Raw genomic sequence first — 15,054 nt, 5'->3', positions numbered from 1 at the left:
CGTCCGTGGCGGCAGGCGCCTAACTCATGTTACGGGTGACCTGCACCCACTCTTCCAGCATCTGCACGCCAAATGCCGTGGCACCTTGCCTGCCGAGCGGCCGATCGGTGTCGGTCAGTTCCTTGCTGGCGATGTCAAGATGCACCCAGGGGCGATCTTCCGTGAAATGGCGCAGGAAGGCTGCGGCATAAGGAGCATCGCCATCTTCCATATCCTTGGCATGATGCCGCAGGTCCGCGAACGGCGATTGCAGGCCCTCGTCGTAGGCCCGGTCGAGCGGCAGCCGCCAGAACCGCTCGCCGACCGTTTCTCCGGCCGCGATCATCTGTGACGCGATGGCATCGTCGGTGCTGAACAGGCCGGCGAATATCGACCCCAACCCACGCGTCACCGAATAGGTCAGCGTTGCCAGATCGACGATCACTAAAGGGTTGAAGCGCGTGGCTGCATAGTGGAGGCAGTCGGCCAGAAGCAGGCGTCCCTCCGCATCCGTGTCGAACACTTCCACTGTCTGTCCGGACGCCGTCGTGATGATGTCGCGCGGTTTGAGCGCCGTGCCGGATGGCATGTTCTCCGCGATGCCGAGAACACCGACAACGTGTACCGGGCTGCCTTGCCGGGCGAGCGCGATCAGCAGGCCGACCACAGCGGCCGCCCCGCCCATGTCGGCTTTCATGTCGAACATCTGCGCTCCGCCCTTGATGCAGAGGCCGCCCGAATCGAAGCAGACGCCCTTGCCGACGAAAGCGAGTGGTTGGGCGGGAGCACCCTTGCCCCGGTAGCGCAGGACAGCGACCCGCGGCGGGCGCGCCGAGCCCGATCCGACAGCAAGAAGCGCGTTCATGCCGAGCTCCTTCAGTTGCGCGGCATCAAGCATTTCGATGTCGATGCCGGCTTCACGCAGGGGCTCAAGATGATCGTGGAAATTGTCGGGATGGAGGTGGTTCGGCGGCAGGTTGACCAGGGTGCGTGCATATTCGACGCCGTCGGCGATGGCATTGATCCGCGCCAGCGCCGCTGTCAGATCCGGGCCGCGAGCCCCTACCAGTTTCACCCGCAAGGTTCTATCCGCTCCCGCCCCTTGCCGCCGGTTGCGCATGTCGAAACGATAGCGGCGCAGCCGCATGCCAAGCGCGACACGCGCCAGGATTTCGGCGCCGGGCAGGTCAACGCCGGCGATCGGGTCCAGGACCAGGGTGGGCGCGCATTCCCCCTTGCCCTCGAGATGCGCGGCAAGCAGACCGCCGGCGCGCGCCAGTGACAGGGTGGTTACGGCTTCAGCTTTGCCCAGAGCTAGAATGACCACGCGCTTGGTTGATACGGACTGCGGGGCAATAAGATCGATGCAGCTGCCGGATTCGATCAAGGCGGCCGGGTCGGAGCATGCACGAGAGAGAATCCCGCCCATCTCGGCATCCAGGGTGGACGCCCGCGGGCCGAAGCCTGTTTGGGCAGTTTGCAAGATCACGACGACGGAGGCGGCGGAAATCTCGTCCGCGGTCTCGAAAACCGGCGCTGGCGATTGAGGCATAGGCTGGCGCTCTCTCCGATTGCGGCAATACCAGCCGGGTAGCGAGCAACGCTTCGCTCACCCCGGTGGAGACTGGTCAAGCCGGTCTCCGCCGTTCGTGGTATAATGCCGGTCCCCAAATGGTCGCTTTCTTGAGACGACTTAATTGCTCTTGTCGTCTGGGTATCCCCTAACAGGGCAGGCGATCAAACGCGAATTCCGCCCATGTCGATTGACAAAAACTCAACTCACAATTCATGATCGGCCAATGGCCCTTCCCTCACTCAATGGCATGCGCGCTTTCGAGGCCGCCGCTCGCCTTGGCAGCGTCAAGGACGCGGCGGAAGAACTGCATCTGACACCCTCGGCTGTCAGCCGGCACATCCGCGCGCTTGAACGAAATCTTGGCCAAGACCTGTTCGAACGCGGTTTTCGCCAGATAACGCCAACCATAAGGGGCTCCTACTATGCGCGCAGCCTCTCGGAGGCGTTCGAAGCGATCTGGCGCGCCACCGATGACGTCAGCCTCTCCGAGGGGTCGCGCCACGGCAAGATCCAACGTGTCCGGGTCTTGTGCGTGCCCACCGTTCTGAACCTTTGGCTGGCGGACCGGTTGCCGAACTTTCGCCGGTTGCATCCGTCGGTGGATCTGGAGATCTCCACTTCAGGCAAGCGCGCCAACTTCGATTTGGCCATTGTCGACGAGTTCGTCTACAAGGCCGGCCCGGCTCTGACGCTGCTGATCCCGCTGCTTTTGACGCCGGTCTGTGCGCCTTCGCTTCTGGAGGGGCCTGTGCCGCTGCGATCGCCGGCCGATCTGGTCAATCATCATCTGATCCATGAATGCGAAACCATGAGATGGAAGCGTTGGCTGGAGCAGGAAGGCGTTCTGGAAACGACGCCAAAATCCAGCACAACACTGGATGATTGCACCTTGATCATGCGCGAAGCGATCAATGGCGCCGGAATAGCGCTTGCGGACACGATGATGGCGCAAGATTTTCTGCAGCAAGGCAAGCTGGTCGCGCCGTTCCGTGCCCGCCACACCTATCCGGCCGGCATTTACCTGCATCAGCGTCGCAGCATCGGCAACAAGCCAGGCACCGGTCTGTTTCAGGATTGGCTGCTCGCCGAAGTCGCGGACCACAAGCAGGTGATGGCAATCGCTTAGATGCCCCCAACCGAAGATGTCGGGAGCCACCGCTTCAGATTGGAATCCCCGCGTCGAACCTCGACTCATCCGTGGTTCAGCGATGACCCACCATCGCCGTGCATCGATAATCGCAGTTCTCATTGAATATCTTTAAGGCCAAAGCCGGCAAATAGGTTGCTTGTCGGTTCCCCTGCGGCAGGCTTAACCTGCACGCGGCCAACGCGTGAGGGCGCGTGCTGAAAAAGGGGAACATTGCCATGACGATACAGGGTGCTTCACCTGATCTGTACAACGAGGATCTGGCTCCGGCCAAAGTTCGAAACTGGGGACCATTCTCGATCTTCAACGTCTGGACGTCGGACGTCCACAGCCTTTGGGGCTACTATCTTGCCGCCAGTCTGTTCCTGTTCTGCGGCGGCTTCGTCAATTTCATCATCGCCATAGGCATCGGCTCGCTGATCATCTACGCGCTGATGAACATGGTCGGCTATGCCGGCGTGAAGACGGGCGTGCCCTACCCCGTGCTTGCCCGCGCCTCTTTCGGCATCTGGGGCGCCAACATACCGGCGCTGGTGCGCGCCATCGTCGCCTGCTTCTGGTACGGCGCGCAGACTGCCGCCGCCTCGGGCGCGATCGTGGCGCTGCTGATCCGCACGCAATGGTTCGCCGATTTCAACGCCAGCACGCACTTCCTCGGTCATACCGGCCTGGAGGTGATCTGCTTCGTGGTCATCTGGGGGCTGCAATTGCTGATCATCCAGAACGGCATGGAAACGGTCCGCCGATTCCAGGACTGGGCCGGCCCCGCTGTCTGGGTGATGATGCTGATCCTGGCGATCTATCTCTGTGTCAAATCCGGACGATTTGCCTTCACCAGCGACATCCCCATGGACGTGCTGCTGGACAAGACCAAGGATGCTGGCGTGCCGGGTACGCCTGGCTCCTGGACCTCGCTGTTTGCGGTGGCGGCGATCTGGGTCACCTATTTCTCGGCGCTCTATCTCAACTTCTGCGATTTCGCCCGTTACGCGCCGGACAAGGCATCGCTGCGCAAGGGCAACATCTGGGGCCTGCCGATCAACCTCATCCTGTTCTCGCTGGTCGCCGGCGTCACCACCATTGCCGCCTTTGACGTCTATGGCGAGGTGCTGCTGCATCCCGACCAGATCTCGGCGAAATTCGACAGCTGGTTCCTGGCGGCGCTTGCTGCCCTGACCTTTGCAGTTGCGACGCTTGGCATCAACGTGGTGGCGAACTTCGTCTCGCCGGCCTTCGACTTCTCCAATGTCTTTCCCAGGCAGATCGACTTCAAGAAGGGCGGCTATATCGCGGCCGTGATCGCCCTGCTGCTCTATCCCTTCGCGCCATGGGAAGGCAGTGCGGCTTCCTTCGTCAACATCATCGGCGCGACGATGGGGCCGATCTTCGGGGTGATGATGGTCGACTACTACCTGATCCGGAAGGGTGAGGTCGACGTCGAGGCGCTTTATCGCGAAGATGGCGAATTCCGCTTCCAGGGCGGCTGGCACGTCAACGCCTTCATCGCCGCCGGCATCGGCGCCATCTTCTCGTCGATCCTGCCCAACTTCACCAACTGGCTGCCGTCCTGGTGGGGTGTCTATGGCTGGTTCTTCGGCGTGGCGATCGCCGGCATCATCTACTACGTGCTGCGCACCGCCGCCTTGGGCGCCGGCGCCAGGACCGCGAAGGCCTGACAAGGTGAATTTTGGGGCGGCGAGAGCCGCCCCAAAACCTACCCGAGCATCTCGGCCAATCTGCGCACCGTGTTCCAGTTGCGCGACGTGCCCGTGCCCATGCGCTTGTGATTCATCGCCGCAAGCAGCCGCGAGCTTGGCCTCTCGCGCGAAAAGACGACCCAGATGTCGCCGCCGACCGAAGTCACTTTTTCATCCTCGCCGGCATAGGCCTGGAGCCCCGTCACGGCCTCCACGGGCGCAGGCTTGCGCATCACCCGTACGGCCACCTGATCGCCTGCTTTGGCCGAATCGGCCGGGAACGGATTGCCGGCGGCAAACTTCAGCCAGTCCTCGGCACCACGCACGATGATGTCGACATGGCGGCCGAAGGTTTTTTCGAAGGCTGCCTCCAGCCGCTGTTCAAGGTCGGCAATATCAGTTGCCGGCGCCTCGAAGACCAGATTTCCGGTCGCCACCAGGGTTCGCGGGTTCTTCAGCCCGAAATCTTCCGCCATGGCCTTGAGGTCGGCCATGACGACCCGGCGGCCCTCGCCCAGAATGATGCTGTAAAGCAGCGCGACATAGGTCTGCATGGCCGACCGGCTACACCAGCCGGCTCTGCTCCACCGCCGCCTCGATGAAACTGGCGAACAGCGGATGCGGGTCGAGCGGCCGGCTTTTCAGTTCCGGATGATACTGCACGCCGATGAACCAGGGATGGTCGGGATACTCGACTGTTTCCGGCAGCACGCCGTCGGGCGACATGCCGGCAAACACCAGGCCGCAATCCTCAAGCCGCTCCTTGTAGTCGACATTGACCTCGTAGCGGTGGCGATGGCGCTCGGAAATCTGCGTGTCGCCATAGATTTCGGCGATCTTGGAACCCTTGGCGAGCTCGGCCTGATAGGCGCCGAGCCGCATCGTGCCGCCGAGGTCGCCGGTTTCGCGGCGCTTCTCCAGCATGTTGCCTTTCAGCCATTCGGTCATCAGGCCGACGACCGGCTCCTCGGTCGGACCAAACTCGGTCGAAGACGCATGCTCGACGCCGGCCAGCGACCGCGCCGCCTCGATGCAGGCCATCTGCATGCCGAAGCAGATGCCGAAATACGGCACTTTTCGCTCACGCGCGAACTTCGCCGCCAGGATCTTGCCTTCCGAGCCGCGCTCGCCAAAGCCGCCGGGAACCAGGATGCCATGCACCTTTTCCAGCCACGGCGTCGGATCCTCCTTTTCGAAGATCTCCGATTCGATCCAGTCGAGCTTGACCTTGACGTGATTGGCCAGGCCGCCATGCGACAGCGCCTCGATCAGCGATTTGTAGGCGTCCTTGAGGCCGGTATATTTGCCGACAACGGCGATGGTCACCTCGCCTTCCGGATTGTGGATGCGGTTGGACACCGCCTGCCACGGCTCCATACGCGGCTTCGGCGCCGGATCGATGCCGAAGGCGGCCAGGACTTCCGAATCGAGCCCTTCCTTGTGATAGGCCATCGGCACGTCGTAGATATGCGGCACGTCGAGCGCCTGGATCACGGCACTTTCGCGCACATTGCAGAACAGCGACAGTTTTCTGCGCTCTTCCTTGGGGATAGCGCGGTCGGCGCGGACCAGCAGGATGTCGGGCGCGATGCCGATGCCGCGCAGTTCCTTGACCGAATGCTGAGTCGGCTTGGTCTTCAGCTCACCGGCCGTCGGGATATAGGGCATCAGCGTCAGATGCACGTAGACGGCATTGTTGCGCGGCAAGTCGTTGCCGAGCTGGCGTATAGCCTCCAGGAACGGCATCGCCTCGATGTCGCCGACCGTGCCGCCGATCTCGCACAGCACGAAATCATAGTCGTCATTGCCGTTGAGGACGAAATTCTTGATCTCGTCGGTGACGTGGGGGATGACCTGCACGGTGGCGCCGAGATAGTCGCCGCGCCGCTCGCGCTCGATGATGTTCTTGTAGATGCGGCCGGTGGTGATGTTGTCCTGCTGGTTGGCGGAGCGGCCTGTGAAGCGCTCGTAATGGCCAAGATCAAGATCGGTTTCCGCACCATCGTCGGTGACGAAAACCTCGCCATGCTGGTACGGCGACATCGTCCCCGGATCGACATTGAGATAGGGATCGAGTTTTTTGATGCGTGCGCGATAGCCTCGCGCCTGCAGGAGAGCCCCAAGGGCCGCTGCGGCAATGCCTTTTCCAAGTGAGGAAACCACGCCGCCTGTGATGAATACATATCGCGCCATGGGAGTCATCGCTTAACGCGGCCGGATTGATTCCGCCAGAGAAAAAACCACCGCGAAGGTTTTTTCCCAAGAAGGCGCTCGGATCGTGAACAGGGCAAAACAAAAGGGCCGGCTGAGCCGGCCCTTTCGGCAGGATGACGAAAACGTCAGATGATGACGACCTTGGTGCCAACCCTGACGCGGCTGTAGAGGTCCATGACGTGCTCGTTGATCATGCGGAAGCAGCCATTAGAGGCGCTGGTTCCGATCGACTGCGGCGCGATGGTGCCGTGGATGCGCAGATGCGTGTCCTTCTTGCCGTCATAGAGATAGATGGCGCGGGCGCCGAGCGGATTCTGGCCACCGCCAGGCATGCCGTCCTTATACTGGCCGTAATGCTTCGGCTCGCGCTTCTGCATGTCCAGCGTCGGGATCCAGCGCGGCCATTCCTGCTTGTCACCGACCGCGACCGTGCCCTTGAACTGCAGGCCTTCGCGACCGACCGCAATGGCGTAGCGCCGCGCGGTGGAAGATGATTCGACGAGGTAAAGGCGCCGCGCGCTGGTGTCGATGACGATGGTGCCGGCATCGTAACCAGTGAATTCCACGTCCTGCGGCACGAATTCCGGCTTCACCTTGAACTGCTTCTTGGCCTCCCTCTTGGCGAGAGCCTGATCGAGAGCCCGCGTCTCGGGAAGATAGCTTATCGAGGAGCCGGACGACGTCCCGCCGAAAAGGCCGGCGAACAGGCCGCCGCCGCTCGGCTTCTTCTGGCCGATGACTTCGCTGCGCAGTTCGCCATTGTTGCCGGTCAGGGCGACGTTCATGGCCTCCGCCGGAAGCGGCTCGGCCGACTGGATCGGCGCTATCGGTTCGATAGGCTCGATGATCTTGGCAGCCTGCTTCCTGGCCGGCTTGGCATCGGCCACCTCGGTTGCCGGCGCGCTCTTGCCCTTCTTGGCAAGGAACGCCTGCCGTTCCGCGTCGGCCTTGGCCTTTGCCGCCTCGCGCATTGCCAGCTTCCTGGCTTCGAGCGCCTTGGCTTTGGCGGCTTCCTTGTCGGCAACGATCTTGGCCTCGATCTTCTTGATCTGGGCGAGGTCGTCGGGCGTCGGGTTTTTCTTCTTCTTGAGAAGCTTCAATTGCGACGCATCACTCTTGACGGCGATGTTGATGGCAGAAGTTGTTTCAGCCGAAGGCTGTGCGGCCATATTGGCCGGAACGCCTGCGAAAGCGGGGGAACTCAGGCCGAGTGCGGCGCAAAGTCCCAGGAAAATGAAGCTGCGAAGCTGCATGGCGAAGATCCGATCGTTCTATGCTTGTTGCCACGGCGTCGCCCAGCGCCCCCCAAGGGCGCCGGAAATGCCGCGTGCAATCTATAGTCGAATAAGCGCGGCCGCCTCAAGCGTGGGGCCATGCCTCACCCCGTCGAATCTTCGTGATCCCGCTGCATTTGCCGCGACTGTGTTCAAACGACCACAGATCGCCGTTCAGGCACCGAGGACTACTGGTTTGGAACCTGCGGGGTCGCCGGTGCGGCGGGAGCCGTGCCGTTGGTCGCCGGCGGCGTCGAGCCGGCGGCAGGCGCAGTGGCCGGGGCAGTCGCAGGAGCCGAAGCATCGTTGCCGGAAGGCGGCGTCGGCGTGGTGGTGCCCGCGGGCGCCGGAGTTGTGGTTCCAGGCAACTGGTTGAGCACGCCTTTGCCGGCGCCGTCCGAGGTCGCCGGCACGCGGTCCAGGATATCGATCGGCTTTTCGCCGTAGCGAGCGACGATCGACAGGGTCAAGGAGGTGGCGAAGAAGGCAGCCGCCAGGATCGCCGTCGCACGCGTCAGCGCATTGGCCGCACCACGCGCGGTCATGAAGCCGGACCCGCCACCGATGCCGAGGCCACCGCCTTCGGAACGCTGCAGCAGCACCACGCCGACAAGGGCGAGCACGACCATGAGATGGATGACGATCAGTACGGTTTCCATAGTTTATCCTGGCAAGGCCTTGCCCGGCCGCGGACACGACCGGTGAATTGGAGGCGGCTCCATACAATGCTTTGACGGCATTTCCAAGCCCGTGGCCGGAATATGGGAAGCAACCCGTCCTTTGCAACGATTTCGTGCACCGGAAGCCCTGTCCGGCGGGGAAAATGTCTTCAAGCAATATTGCGATAGGCCTCGGCGATGCCGAGAAAGTCCGCCGCTTTCAGGCTGGCGCCGCCAACCAGCGCGCCGTCGACATTCCTGACGCCGAGCAGTTCGACCGCGTTGGAGGGCTTGACCGAGCCGCCATAGAGAATGCGCACCTTCGCCGCGACGCCGCCGAGCTTTTCCGACAGCTTTTCGCGGATATGTGCGTGTGCCGCAGCGACGTCGGCCGCCGTCGGCGTCAGGCCGGTGCCGATCGCCCATACCGGCTCATAGGCAATGATGGTGTTGGACGGGGTGGCGCTTGGCGAGACCGAGCCCTCGACCTGCCGCGACAGCACGTCCAGCGTGGCGCCCGCTTCACGCTGCTCATGCGTTTCGCCGACGCAAATGATGGCAACAAGCCCGGCACGCCATGCGGCGGATGCCTTGGCCTGGACAGTGGCGTCATCCTCGCCGCGTTGCTCGCGGCATTCGGAATGGCCGACGATGACATGGCTCGCACCGGCATCCCTGAGCATTTCCGCCGAGATGCAGCCGGTGTAGGCGCCGCTCTCCTTGGTGTGGCAATCTTCGCCGCCGGCATGCACCGGCGTGCGCGACAGGATCTCGGCGGCGTGGGCAAGCAGGGTTGCGGGAACGCAAACCAGCGCTTCGGTCTCCGCGTCAAGCCCACTCATGAAGCCGTTGCCGATCATCCTGAGCTCGTTGAGGGAGGCGCTGGTGCCGTTCATTTTCCAGTTGCCGGCGACGAGCGGGCGAATTCCTGGCGTCATGGGTTTGCTTCTCCGGATGATATCGGGGCTCTGGCCCTCACTACCAAAATCAGGCCACAAAGCAATCGACAGTGGGCCGGAAGGGCGCTATTGCGCTTGTTTCAGACTCGGCGCATGCGAAAATGCGCATAAATCGGAAGTAAAAATGCTTGGTATATTGAGAAGCGCGGCAGGCACCTGGGTCGCGAAGGGGCTGTTGGTGCTGCTGGTGCTCAGCTTTTTGGTCTGGGGCGTTTCCGGACGGCTGATGGGCGGTTTGGCCGGCCATGATTCGGTGATAACCGCTGGCGGCACCAAAGTGTCGATCAACGAATACCGTCTCGCCTATGATCGCCAGCTCGCCGTCATGTCGCAGCAGTTCGGCCAACGTCTCAGCCACGAACAGGCAAAGGCGCTCGGTGTCGATAACCAGGTGCTGGCGCAGCTCGTCTCGGGTGCCGTTCTCGATGAACAGGCCCGCAAGCTGGGCCTCGGACTTTCCAAGGATCGGCTGGCCGAGCTGACACGCGAAGACCCGGCCTTCAAAGGCCCGGGCGGCCAGTTCGATCGCAGAACGTTCGAATATATGCTGCAGCAGATTGGCATGCGACCCGAGGACTATTTGAAGAACCGTGCTCAGGTGGCGGTGCGCCAGCAGATTGTCGAGGCGGTCTCGGACGGCCTCAAGGCTCCGGACACTTTCTTCAAGGCAGTTGCGCTCTATCGCGGCGAAGACCGCACCATCGACTATTTGACGCTGCCCAAGGCACTGGTGGAGCCGATAGCGGCGCCATCCGATAGCGTGCTTTCGGCCTATTTCGAAGCCAACAAGAAGACATATGCGGCACCCGAATACCGCAAATTCTCCTATGTCCGCCTCGAGCCGGTCGACATCATGGATCCGACCGCCGTCACCGACCAACAGGTCAGCGACGATTACAACAAGAACAAGGCGCGTTACACCACGCCGGAATTGCGTACCATCGAGCAGCTCGTGTTCAAGACGCCGGATGCGGCCAAGGCCGCGTTCGATTCGCTCAAGGCAGGCGCCACTTTCGACAAGCTGGTCACGGCGGAAGGCAAGACCCCGGCCGACACGTTGCTCGGCACGCTTGCCAAGGACAAGATCGCCGACAAGGCGGTCGCCGACGCCGCCTTCGCGCTTAACGCCAATGAAGTCAGCCAGGTCGTGCAGGGCGCCTTCGGTCCGGTGCTGCTGCGTGTCACCGAGATCAAGCCCGAAGTGGTGAAGCCGCTGGCCGAGGTGTCCGACCAGATCCGCAAGGATCTGGCGCTGGGCGAGGCAAGCCGCATCCTTCTGGACGTGCGCGACAATTACGATGACACCCGCGCCGCCGGCAGTTCGCTGGCCGACGCTGCGGCCAAGCTGAAGCTGAAGGTCGTCACCATCGATGCCATCGATCGCAGTGGACTGCGGCCAGATGCAAGCATCGTCAAGGACCTGCCGCAATCGCCGGAGCTGATCAAAGCCGTCTTCGACGCCGAACCCAACACGGAAAACGATGCCTTGACCACAGCCGACAACGGCTTCGTCTTCTATGAGGTGGCGTCCATCACGCCGGCTCGCGACCGCACGCTGGATGAGGTTCGTCAGAAAGTCGTGGCCGACTGGACGGCGGCGGAAACAAGCAAGCGGCTCGCCGCCAAGGCTGACGAGCTGGAAAAGCGGCTCAAGGCCGGCGCAACGCTCGATGTCATTGCCAGCGAACTGAAGCTGGAAAAGCAGACCAAGCGCGGTGTCAAGCGCGAGGCTGACGACGTCGATTTCGGCAAGGAAGGTGCCGCAGCGATGTTCGGAGTCGGCGAAGGCGGTACCGGCCTGATCCCCTCGCCTACCGGCGACGGGCAGATACTGTACAAGGTCGCCGAAGTGTTCGAGCCCGCCGGGGCCGATGCCAGCTCGGTGCCGGATGACGCACAGAAATCCTTCACCTCCGGCATGTCGGACGACCTGCTCGACCAATTGGTGGCGCAGTTGCAGACGCAGTACGACGTTCGCGTCGACCAGGCCGCCGTCGCCCAAGCCTCGACAAGATGAGCGCGCTGAAAACCCATATCGCCAAGATCGCGACCGGTAGCGCGCTTTCCTTCGAGGAAGCGCGCGAGGCCTTCGACATCATCATGTCGGGTGATGCGACCCCCGGCCAGATCGGCGGTTTCCTGATGGCGCTGCGCGTGCGAGGCGAGACGGTGAGCGAGATTTCCGGCGCCGTCGCCACCATGCGGGCCAAGATGCTGCAAGTCGACGCGCCGGACGGCGCCATCGATATCGTCGGCACCGGCGGGGACAATTCCCACAGCGTCAATATTTCCACGGGATCGGCCTTTGTCATCGCCGGCAGTGGTGTGCCGGTTGCCAAGCACGGCAATCGTGGCCTGTCCTCGCTGACAGGAGCCGCCGACGTGCTGGTTGCGCTCGGCGTCAAGATCGACATCTCGCCCGAATTCATCGGCCGCTGCATCCACGAGGCTGGCGTTGGTTTCATGTTCGCGCCAGCGCACCATCCAGCGATGAAACATGTCGGCCCGACCCGCGTCGAACTCGGCACCCGCACCATCTTCAACCTGCTCGGGCCGCTCTCCAATCCAGCTGGCGTCAAGCGGCAGCTGGTCGGTGTGTTCCTGCCGGAATGGATCCTGCCGGTTGCCGAGACGCTGAAGGCACTGGGTGCGGAGCATGCCTGGGTTGCTCATGGCGACGGCTATGACGAGATCACCACCACCGGCGAGACGCAGGTCGCCGAACTGATCGGCGGCGAGATCCGCAGCTTCACCCTGACGCCTGAAGCGGTTGGGTTGCCGCGCCACAGCAAGGACGAACTGCGTGGCGGCGATGCGGACTACAATGCCAAAGCCTTGCGCGATATGCTGGGCGGCGCTGCCGGCGCCTATCGCGACACCGTGCTGATGAATGCCGGCGCCGGCCTGGTGGTGGCGGGCAAGGCGACGACGCTTGCCGACGGCATCGCGCTCGCCGCGCAAGCCATCGACAGCGGCCGGGCCCTGCAAGTGCTCGACAGGCTGGTCGAGATTTCGAACGGATAAAACGTGTCTGACATTCTTCGCAAGATCGAGGCCTACAAGCGCGACGAGATCGCGGCGGCAAAGGCACGTGTGCCGCTGGCCGAAATCAAGGCGCGAGCCAAGGACGCAGACGCACCGCGCGGCTTTCTTGCCGCGCTCGAAGCAAAGCGCAAATCCGGCGCCTTTGCGCTGATTGCCGAGATCAAGAAGGCAAGCCCGTCCAAGGGGCTGATCCGCGCCGATTTCGATCCGCCGGCGCTGGCGCAGGCCTATGCCAAGGGTGGCGCTGCCTGTCTTTCGGTGCTGACCGACGCACCGTCCTTCCAGGGCGCGCCGGAATTTCTCACCCGGGCGCGAGCCGCCGTCGCGCTGCCGGCGCTGCGCAAGGATTTCCTGTTCGATCCCTATCAGGTCTACGAAGCCCGCGCCTGGGGCGCGGATGCCATCCTGATCATCATGGCCAGCGTCGACGACGCCCTGGCGAGCGAGCTTGAGGCAACGGCATTCGAACTCGGCATGGATGCGCTGATCGAGGTGCATGATGAGGCCGAGACGCTGCGCGCGCTAAAACTGTCGTCGCGGCTGATCGGCATCAACAACCGCAATCTGAGAACATTTGAAACCAGCCTTAAAACGTCGGAGCGGCTGGCACCCATGGTGCCGGGCGGCCGCCTGCTGGTCAGCGAGAGCGGTATTTTCACCCATGACGACTGCCTCAGGCTGCAAAAGAGCGAGATCGGCACTTTTCTTGTCGGCGAGAGCCTGATGCGGCAACAGGACGTCACCACCGCGACGCGCCTGCTTCTGACAGGCAAGGCTTTGGCCGAGGCTATCTGACGATGGTATCAGGCCTGACCCATCTCGGCGCGCAGGGCGAGGCCAACATGGTCGATGTCGGCGACAAGGAAGAAACAACGCGCACGGCGATCGCCGAAGGCTTTGTCGCGATGCAGCCCGAGACGCTGAAGATGATCCTCGCCGGCAACGCCAAGAAGGGCGACGTGCTCGGCACCGCGCGCATTGCCGGCATCATGGCGGCGAAGAAGACGCATGATCTGATCCCGCTCTGCCATCCGCTGCTGCTGACCAAAGTTTCCGTCGACATCGAGCCCGACCATGCATTGCCGGGCCTGAAGGTCACCGCGCTGGCGCGCGTCACCGGCAAGACGGGCGTCGAGATGGAAGCGCTGACGGCCGCTTCGGTAGCCTGCCTGACCATCTACGACATGGCCAAAGCAGTAGACCGCGCCATGGTCATCACCGGCATCCGCCTGGTCGAAAAGACCGGCGGCAAGTCGGGTGACTACAAGGCGAGCTCCTGATGGCGCTGGTTCCTATCGCGGAGGCGCTTGAACGCCTGCTCGATGGTGCGGCACCTCTAGCCGGCGAAAGCGTTCCTCTGTTCGAGGCGGTGGATCGTGTTCTGGCGGAACCGGTCGTGGCACTCCGCACCCAACCGCCTTTCGATGCTTCCGCCATGGACGGCTATGCGGCGCGCGCCGCCGACGTCACGTCGGTCCCATCCAGGCTGTCGGTGATCGGCATGGCGCCGGCCGGACGTGGTTTTGCCGGTAGGATCGGCAAGGCACAAGCGGTGCGTATCTTCACCGGCGCTCCGCTGCCCGAAGGCGCCGACACCATCGTCATCCAGGAGAATGTCCGCGACCTCGGCGGCGGCGAAATCGAAGTGACCGAGCCGACGGCGCAATGGCGCAATATCCGTCGCATCGGGCTCGATTTTTCAACAGGCGACATGCTGCTCGAAAGAGGCCGTTTGCTCGACCCGGCGGCACTGTCGCTGGCAGCATCGGCCAACCATCCCCGGGTCAACGTGGTGAAACGACCGCTGGTCGCCATCATCGCCACCGGCGATGAATTGCTGCCGCCGGGCAGTGATCTCGGCCCGGACCAGATCATCTCGTCCAATGCCTATGGCGTCGCTGCCGCCGCACACTCGGTCGGCGCCCGCGCGCTCGATCTCGGCATTGCCGCCGATCGCAAGGAGGCCATCGCCGAACTGGTGCAAAAAGCGGTCGCGGCCGGTGCGGATGTCATCGTGACGCTTGGTGGCGCCTCGGTCGGCGATCACGACCTGATCCACGATGTGCTGACCGGCGAAGGCATGACGCTCGGCTTCTGGAAGATCGCCATGCGCCCCGGCAAGCCGCTGATGTTCGGCCGCCTCGGCGATATCAGGTGCATCGGCCTGCCCGGCAACCCGGTGGCAAGCCTGGTCTGCTCGCAACTGTTCCTGAAGCCGCTGCTGGCGCGGCTCGGCGGCCGCAACCATCGCCAGGACATTCGCCCAGCGCGACTGGGTACCGCAATGCCGGCCAATGATTTGCGCCAGGACTATGTCCGAGCCGTGGTCAGGGAAGATGACGGCGCGCTGGTGGCGACGCCGTTCGGCATTCAGGATTCCTCGATGCTGAGAATGCTGGCCGACGCCAACGGGCTGATCGTGCGGGCGCCGTTTGCCCCTGCAGCAGCCGCGGGCGAGGCTTGCAGCGTTTTGATGCTGCGCTGAGGAATTCCAGGCAAGCCGT

The 15,054-nt window shown here is 63.0% G+C and carries 13 protein-coding genes; 7 read left to right on the top strand and 6 right to left on the bottom strand.

Going from position 1 to position 15,054, the window contains the following annotated elements; all coding sequences use genetic code 11:
* Positions 1 to 19 precede the first annotated feature (19 nt).
* A complete protein-coding gene (locus A4R29_RS13690) occupies positions 20 to 1,531 on the bottom strand; it encodes a leucyl aminopeptidase (RefSeq protein WP_063172121.1) in 1,512 nt (503 codons plus the stop codon).
* 247 nt (positions 1,532 to 1,778) lie between these two features.
* Here A4R29_RS13690 and A4R29_RS13685 point away from each other — a divergent pair, with 247 nt between their 5' ends.
* Both A4R29_RS13685 and A4R29_RS13680 read left to right on the top strand, forming a co-directional pair.
* Complete coding sequence (locus tag A4R29_RS13685; protein ID WP_024503328.1) at positions 1,779 to 2,681, top strand: LysR substrate-binding domain-containing protein; 903 nt, start codon at positions 1,779 to 1,781, stop codon at positions 2,679 to 2,681.
* 239 nt (positions 2,682 to 2,920) lie between these two features.
* Positions 2,921 to 4,378 carry an NCS1 family nucleobase:cation symporter-1 gene (locus tag A4R29_RS13680; RefSeq protein ID WP_027161571.1) on the top strand — a complete coding sequence of 486 codons (1,458 nt, stop codon included), beginning with the start codon at positions 2,921 to 2,923 and terminating at the stop codon, positions 4,376 to 4,378.
* Positions 4,379 to 4,416: 38 nt separating this feature from the next.
* Here A4R29_RS13680 and A4R29_RS13675 read toward each other — a convergent pair whose 3' ends face one another.
* The 5 genes from A4R29_RS13675 to tpiA all read right to left on the bottom strand — a co-directional run bounded on the left by A4R29_RS13675 (position 4,417) and on the right by tpiA (position 9,484).
* Positions 4,417 to 4,953 carry a DUF1697 domain-containing protein gene (locus tag A4R29_RS13675; RefSeq protein ID WP_063172120.1) on the bottom strand — a complete coding sequence of 179 codons (537 nt, stop codon included), beginning with the start codon at positions 4,951 to 4,953 and terminating at the stop codon, positions 4,417 to 4,419.
* A gap of 10 nt (positions 4,954 to 4,963) precedes the next feature.
* Entirely contained in the window at positions 4,964 to 6,601 is a 1,638-nt protein-coding gene (locus A4R29_RS13670; protein WP_013531733.1) for a CTP synthase, read from the bottom strand.
* 137 nt (positions 6,602 to 6,738) lie between these two features.
* Positions 6,739 to 7,866, bottom strand: a complete 1,128-nt coding sequence (locus A4R29_RS13665) for a L,D-transpeptidase (RefSeq protein ID WP_063172119.1) — start codon at positions 7,864 to 7,866, stop codon at positions 6,739 to 6,741.
* 209 nt (positions 7,867 to 8,075) lie between these two features.
* Complete coding sequence (gene secG, locus A4R29_RS13660; RefSeq protein WP_013531735.1) at positions 8,076 to 8,546, bottom strand: preprotein translocase subunit SecG; 471 nt, start codon at positions 8,544 to 8,546, stop codon at positions 8,076 to 8,078.
* A gap of 170 nt (positions 8,547 to 8,716) precedes the next feature.
* A complete protein-coding gene (gene tpiA / locus A4R29_RS13655) occupies positions 8,717 to 9,484 on the bottom strand; it encodes a triose-phosphate isomerase (protein WP_063172118.1) in 768 nt (255 codons plus the stop codon).
* 145 nt (positions 9,485 to 9,629) lie between these two features.
* On the opposite strand from tpiA, the gene A4R29_RS13650 reads away from it, so the two are divergent.
* Genes A4R29_RS13650 through A4R29_RS13630 form a run of 5 tightly spaced genes read left to right on the top strand, consistent with a single transcriptional unit; the run spans position 9,630 to position 15,035 of the window.
* Positions 9,630 to 11,522: a SurA N-terminal domain-containing protein gene (locus tag A4R29_RS13650; RefSeq protein ID WP_024503334.1), complete on the top strand. Its 1,893-nt coding sequence runs from the start codon at positions 9,630 to 9,632 to the stop codon at positions 11,520 to 11,522.
* Complete coding sequence (trpD, locus tag A4R29_RS13645) at positions 11,519 to 12,529, top strand: anthranilate phosphoribosyltransferase (RefSeq protein ID WP_013531738.1); 1,011 nt, start codon at positions 11,519 to 11,521, stop codon at positions 12,527 to 12,529. The genes A4R29_RS13650 and trpD overlap by 4 nt, the downstream gene beginning before the upstream one ends.
* A 3-nt stretch (positions 12,530 to 12,532) precedes the next feature.
* Positions 12,533 to 13,345: an indole-3-glycerol phosphate synthase TrpC gene (trpC, locus tag A4R29_RS13640; protein ID WP_063172117.1), complete on the top strand. Its 813-nt coding sequence runs from the start codon at positions 12,533 to 12,535 to the stop codon at positions 13,343 to 13,345.
* Between the two features lie 2 nt (positions 13,346 to 13,347).
* Entirely contained in the window at positions 13,348 to 13,830 is a 483-nt protein-coding gene (gene moaC, locus A4R29_RS13635) for a cyclic pyranopterin monophosphate synthase MoaC (RefSeq protein ID WP_013531740.1), read from the top strand.
* Positions 13,830 to 15,035: a molybdopterin molybdotransferase MoeA gene (locus A4R29_RS13630; RefSeq protein WP_063172116.1), complete on the top strand. Its 1,206-nt coding sequence runs from the start codon at positions 13,830 to 13,832 to the stop codon at positions 15,033 to 15,035. Before moaC ends, A4R29_RS13630 begins: the two co-directional genes overlap by 1 nt.
* Positions 15,036 to 15,054: the final 19 nt, after the last annotated feature.

It is taken from the genome of Mesorhizobium ciceri biovar biserrulae (assembly GCF_001618845.1).
Lineage (GTDB): Bacteria > Pseudomonadota > Alphaproteobacteria > Rhizobiales > Rhizobiaceae > Mesorhizobium > Mesorhizobium ciceri.
This window is presented reverse-complemented; position numbering and strand designations above follow the sequence as displayed.

Coding starts and splice junctions, on each gene's coding strand:
- trpD (WP_013531738.1), top strand. CDS start 11,519: ATGAGCGCGCTGAAAACCCATATCGCCAAGATCGCGACCGGTAGCGCG.
- A4R29_RS13630 (WP_063172116.1), top strand. CDS start 13,830: ATGGCGCTGGTTCCTATCGCGGAGGCGCTTGAACGCCTGCTCGATGGT.
- A4R29_RS13685 (WP_024503328.1), top strand. CDS start 1,779: ATGGCCCTTCCCTCACTCAATGGCATGCGCGCTTTCGAGGCCGCCGCT.
- A4R29_RS13690 (WP_063172121.1), bottom strand. CDS start 1,531: ATGCCTCAATCGCCAGCGCCGGTTTTCGAGACCGCGGACGAGATTTCC.
- tpiA (WP_063172118.1), bottom strand. CDS start 9,484: ATGACGCCAGGAATTCGCCCGCTCGTCGCCGGCAACTGGAAAATGAAC.
- A4R29_RS13650 (WP_024503334.1), top strand. CDS start 9,630: ATGCTTGGTATATTGAGAAGCGCGGCAGGCACCTGGGTCGCGAAGGGG.
- moaC (WP_013531740.1), top strand. CDS start 13,348: ATGGTATCAGGCCTGACCCATCTCGGCGCGCAGGGCGAGGCCAACATG.
- A4R29_RS13680 (WP_027161571.1), top strand. CDS start 2,921: ATGACGATACAGGGTGCTTCACCTGATCTGTACAACGAGGATCTGGCT.
- A4R29_RS13665 (WP_063172119.1), bottom strand. CDS start 7,866: ATGCAGCTTCGCAGCTTCATTTTCCTGGGACTTTGCGCCGCACTCGGC.
- secG (WP_013531735.1), bottom strand. CDS start 8,546: ATGGAAACCGTACTGATCGTCATCCATCTCATGGTCGTGCTCGCCCTT.
- A4R29_RS13670 (WP_013531733.1), bottom strand. CDS start 6,601: ATGACTCCCATGGCGCGATATGTATTCATCACAGGCGGCGTGGTTTCC.
- A4R29_RS13675 (WP_063172120.1), bottom strand. CDS start 4,953: ATGCAGACCTATGTCGCGCTGCTTTACAGCATCATTCTGGGCGAGGGC.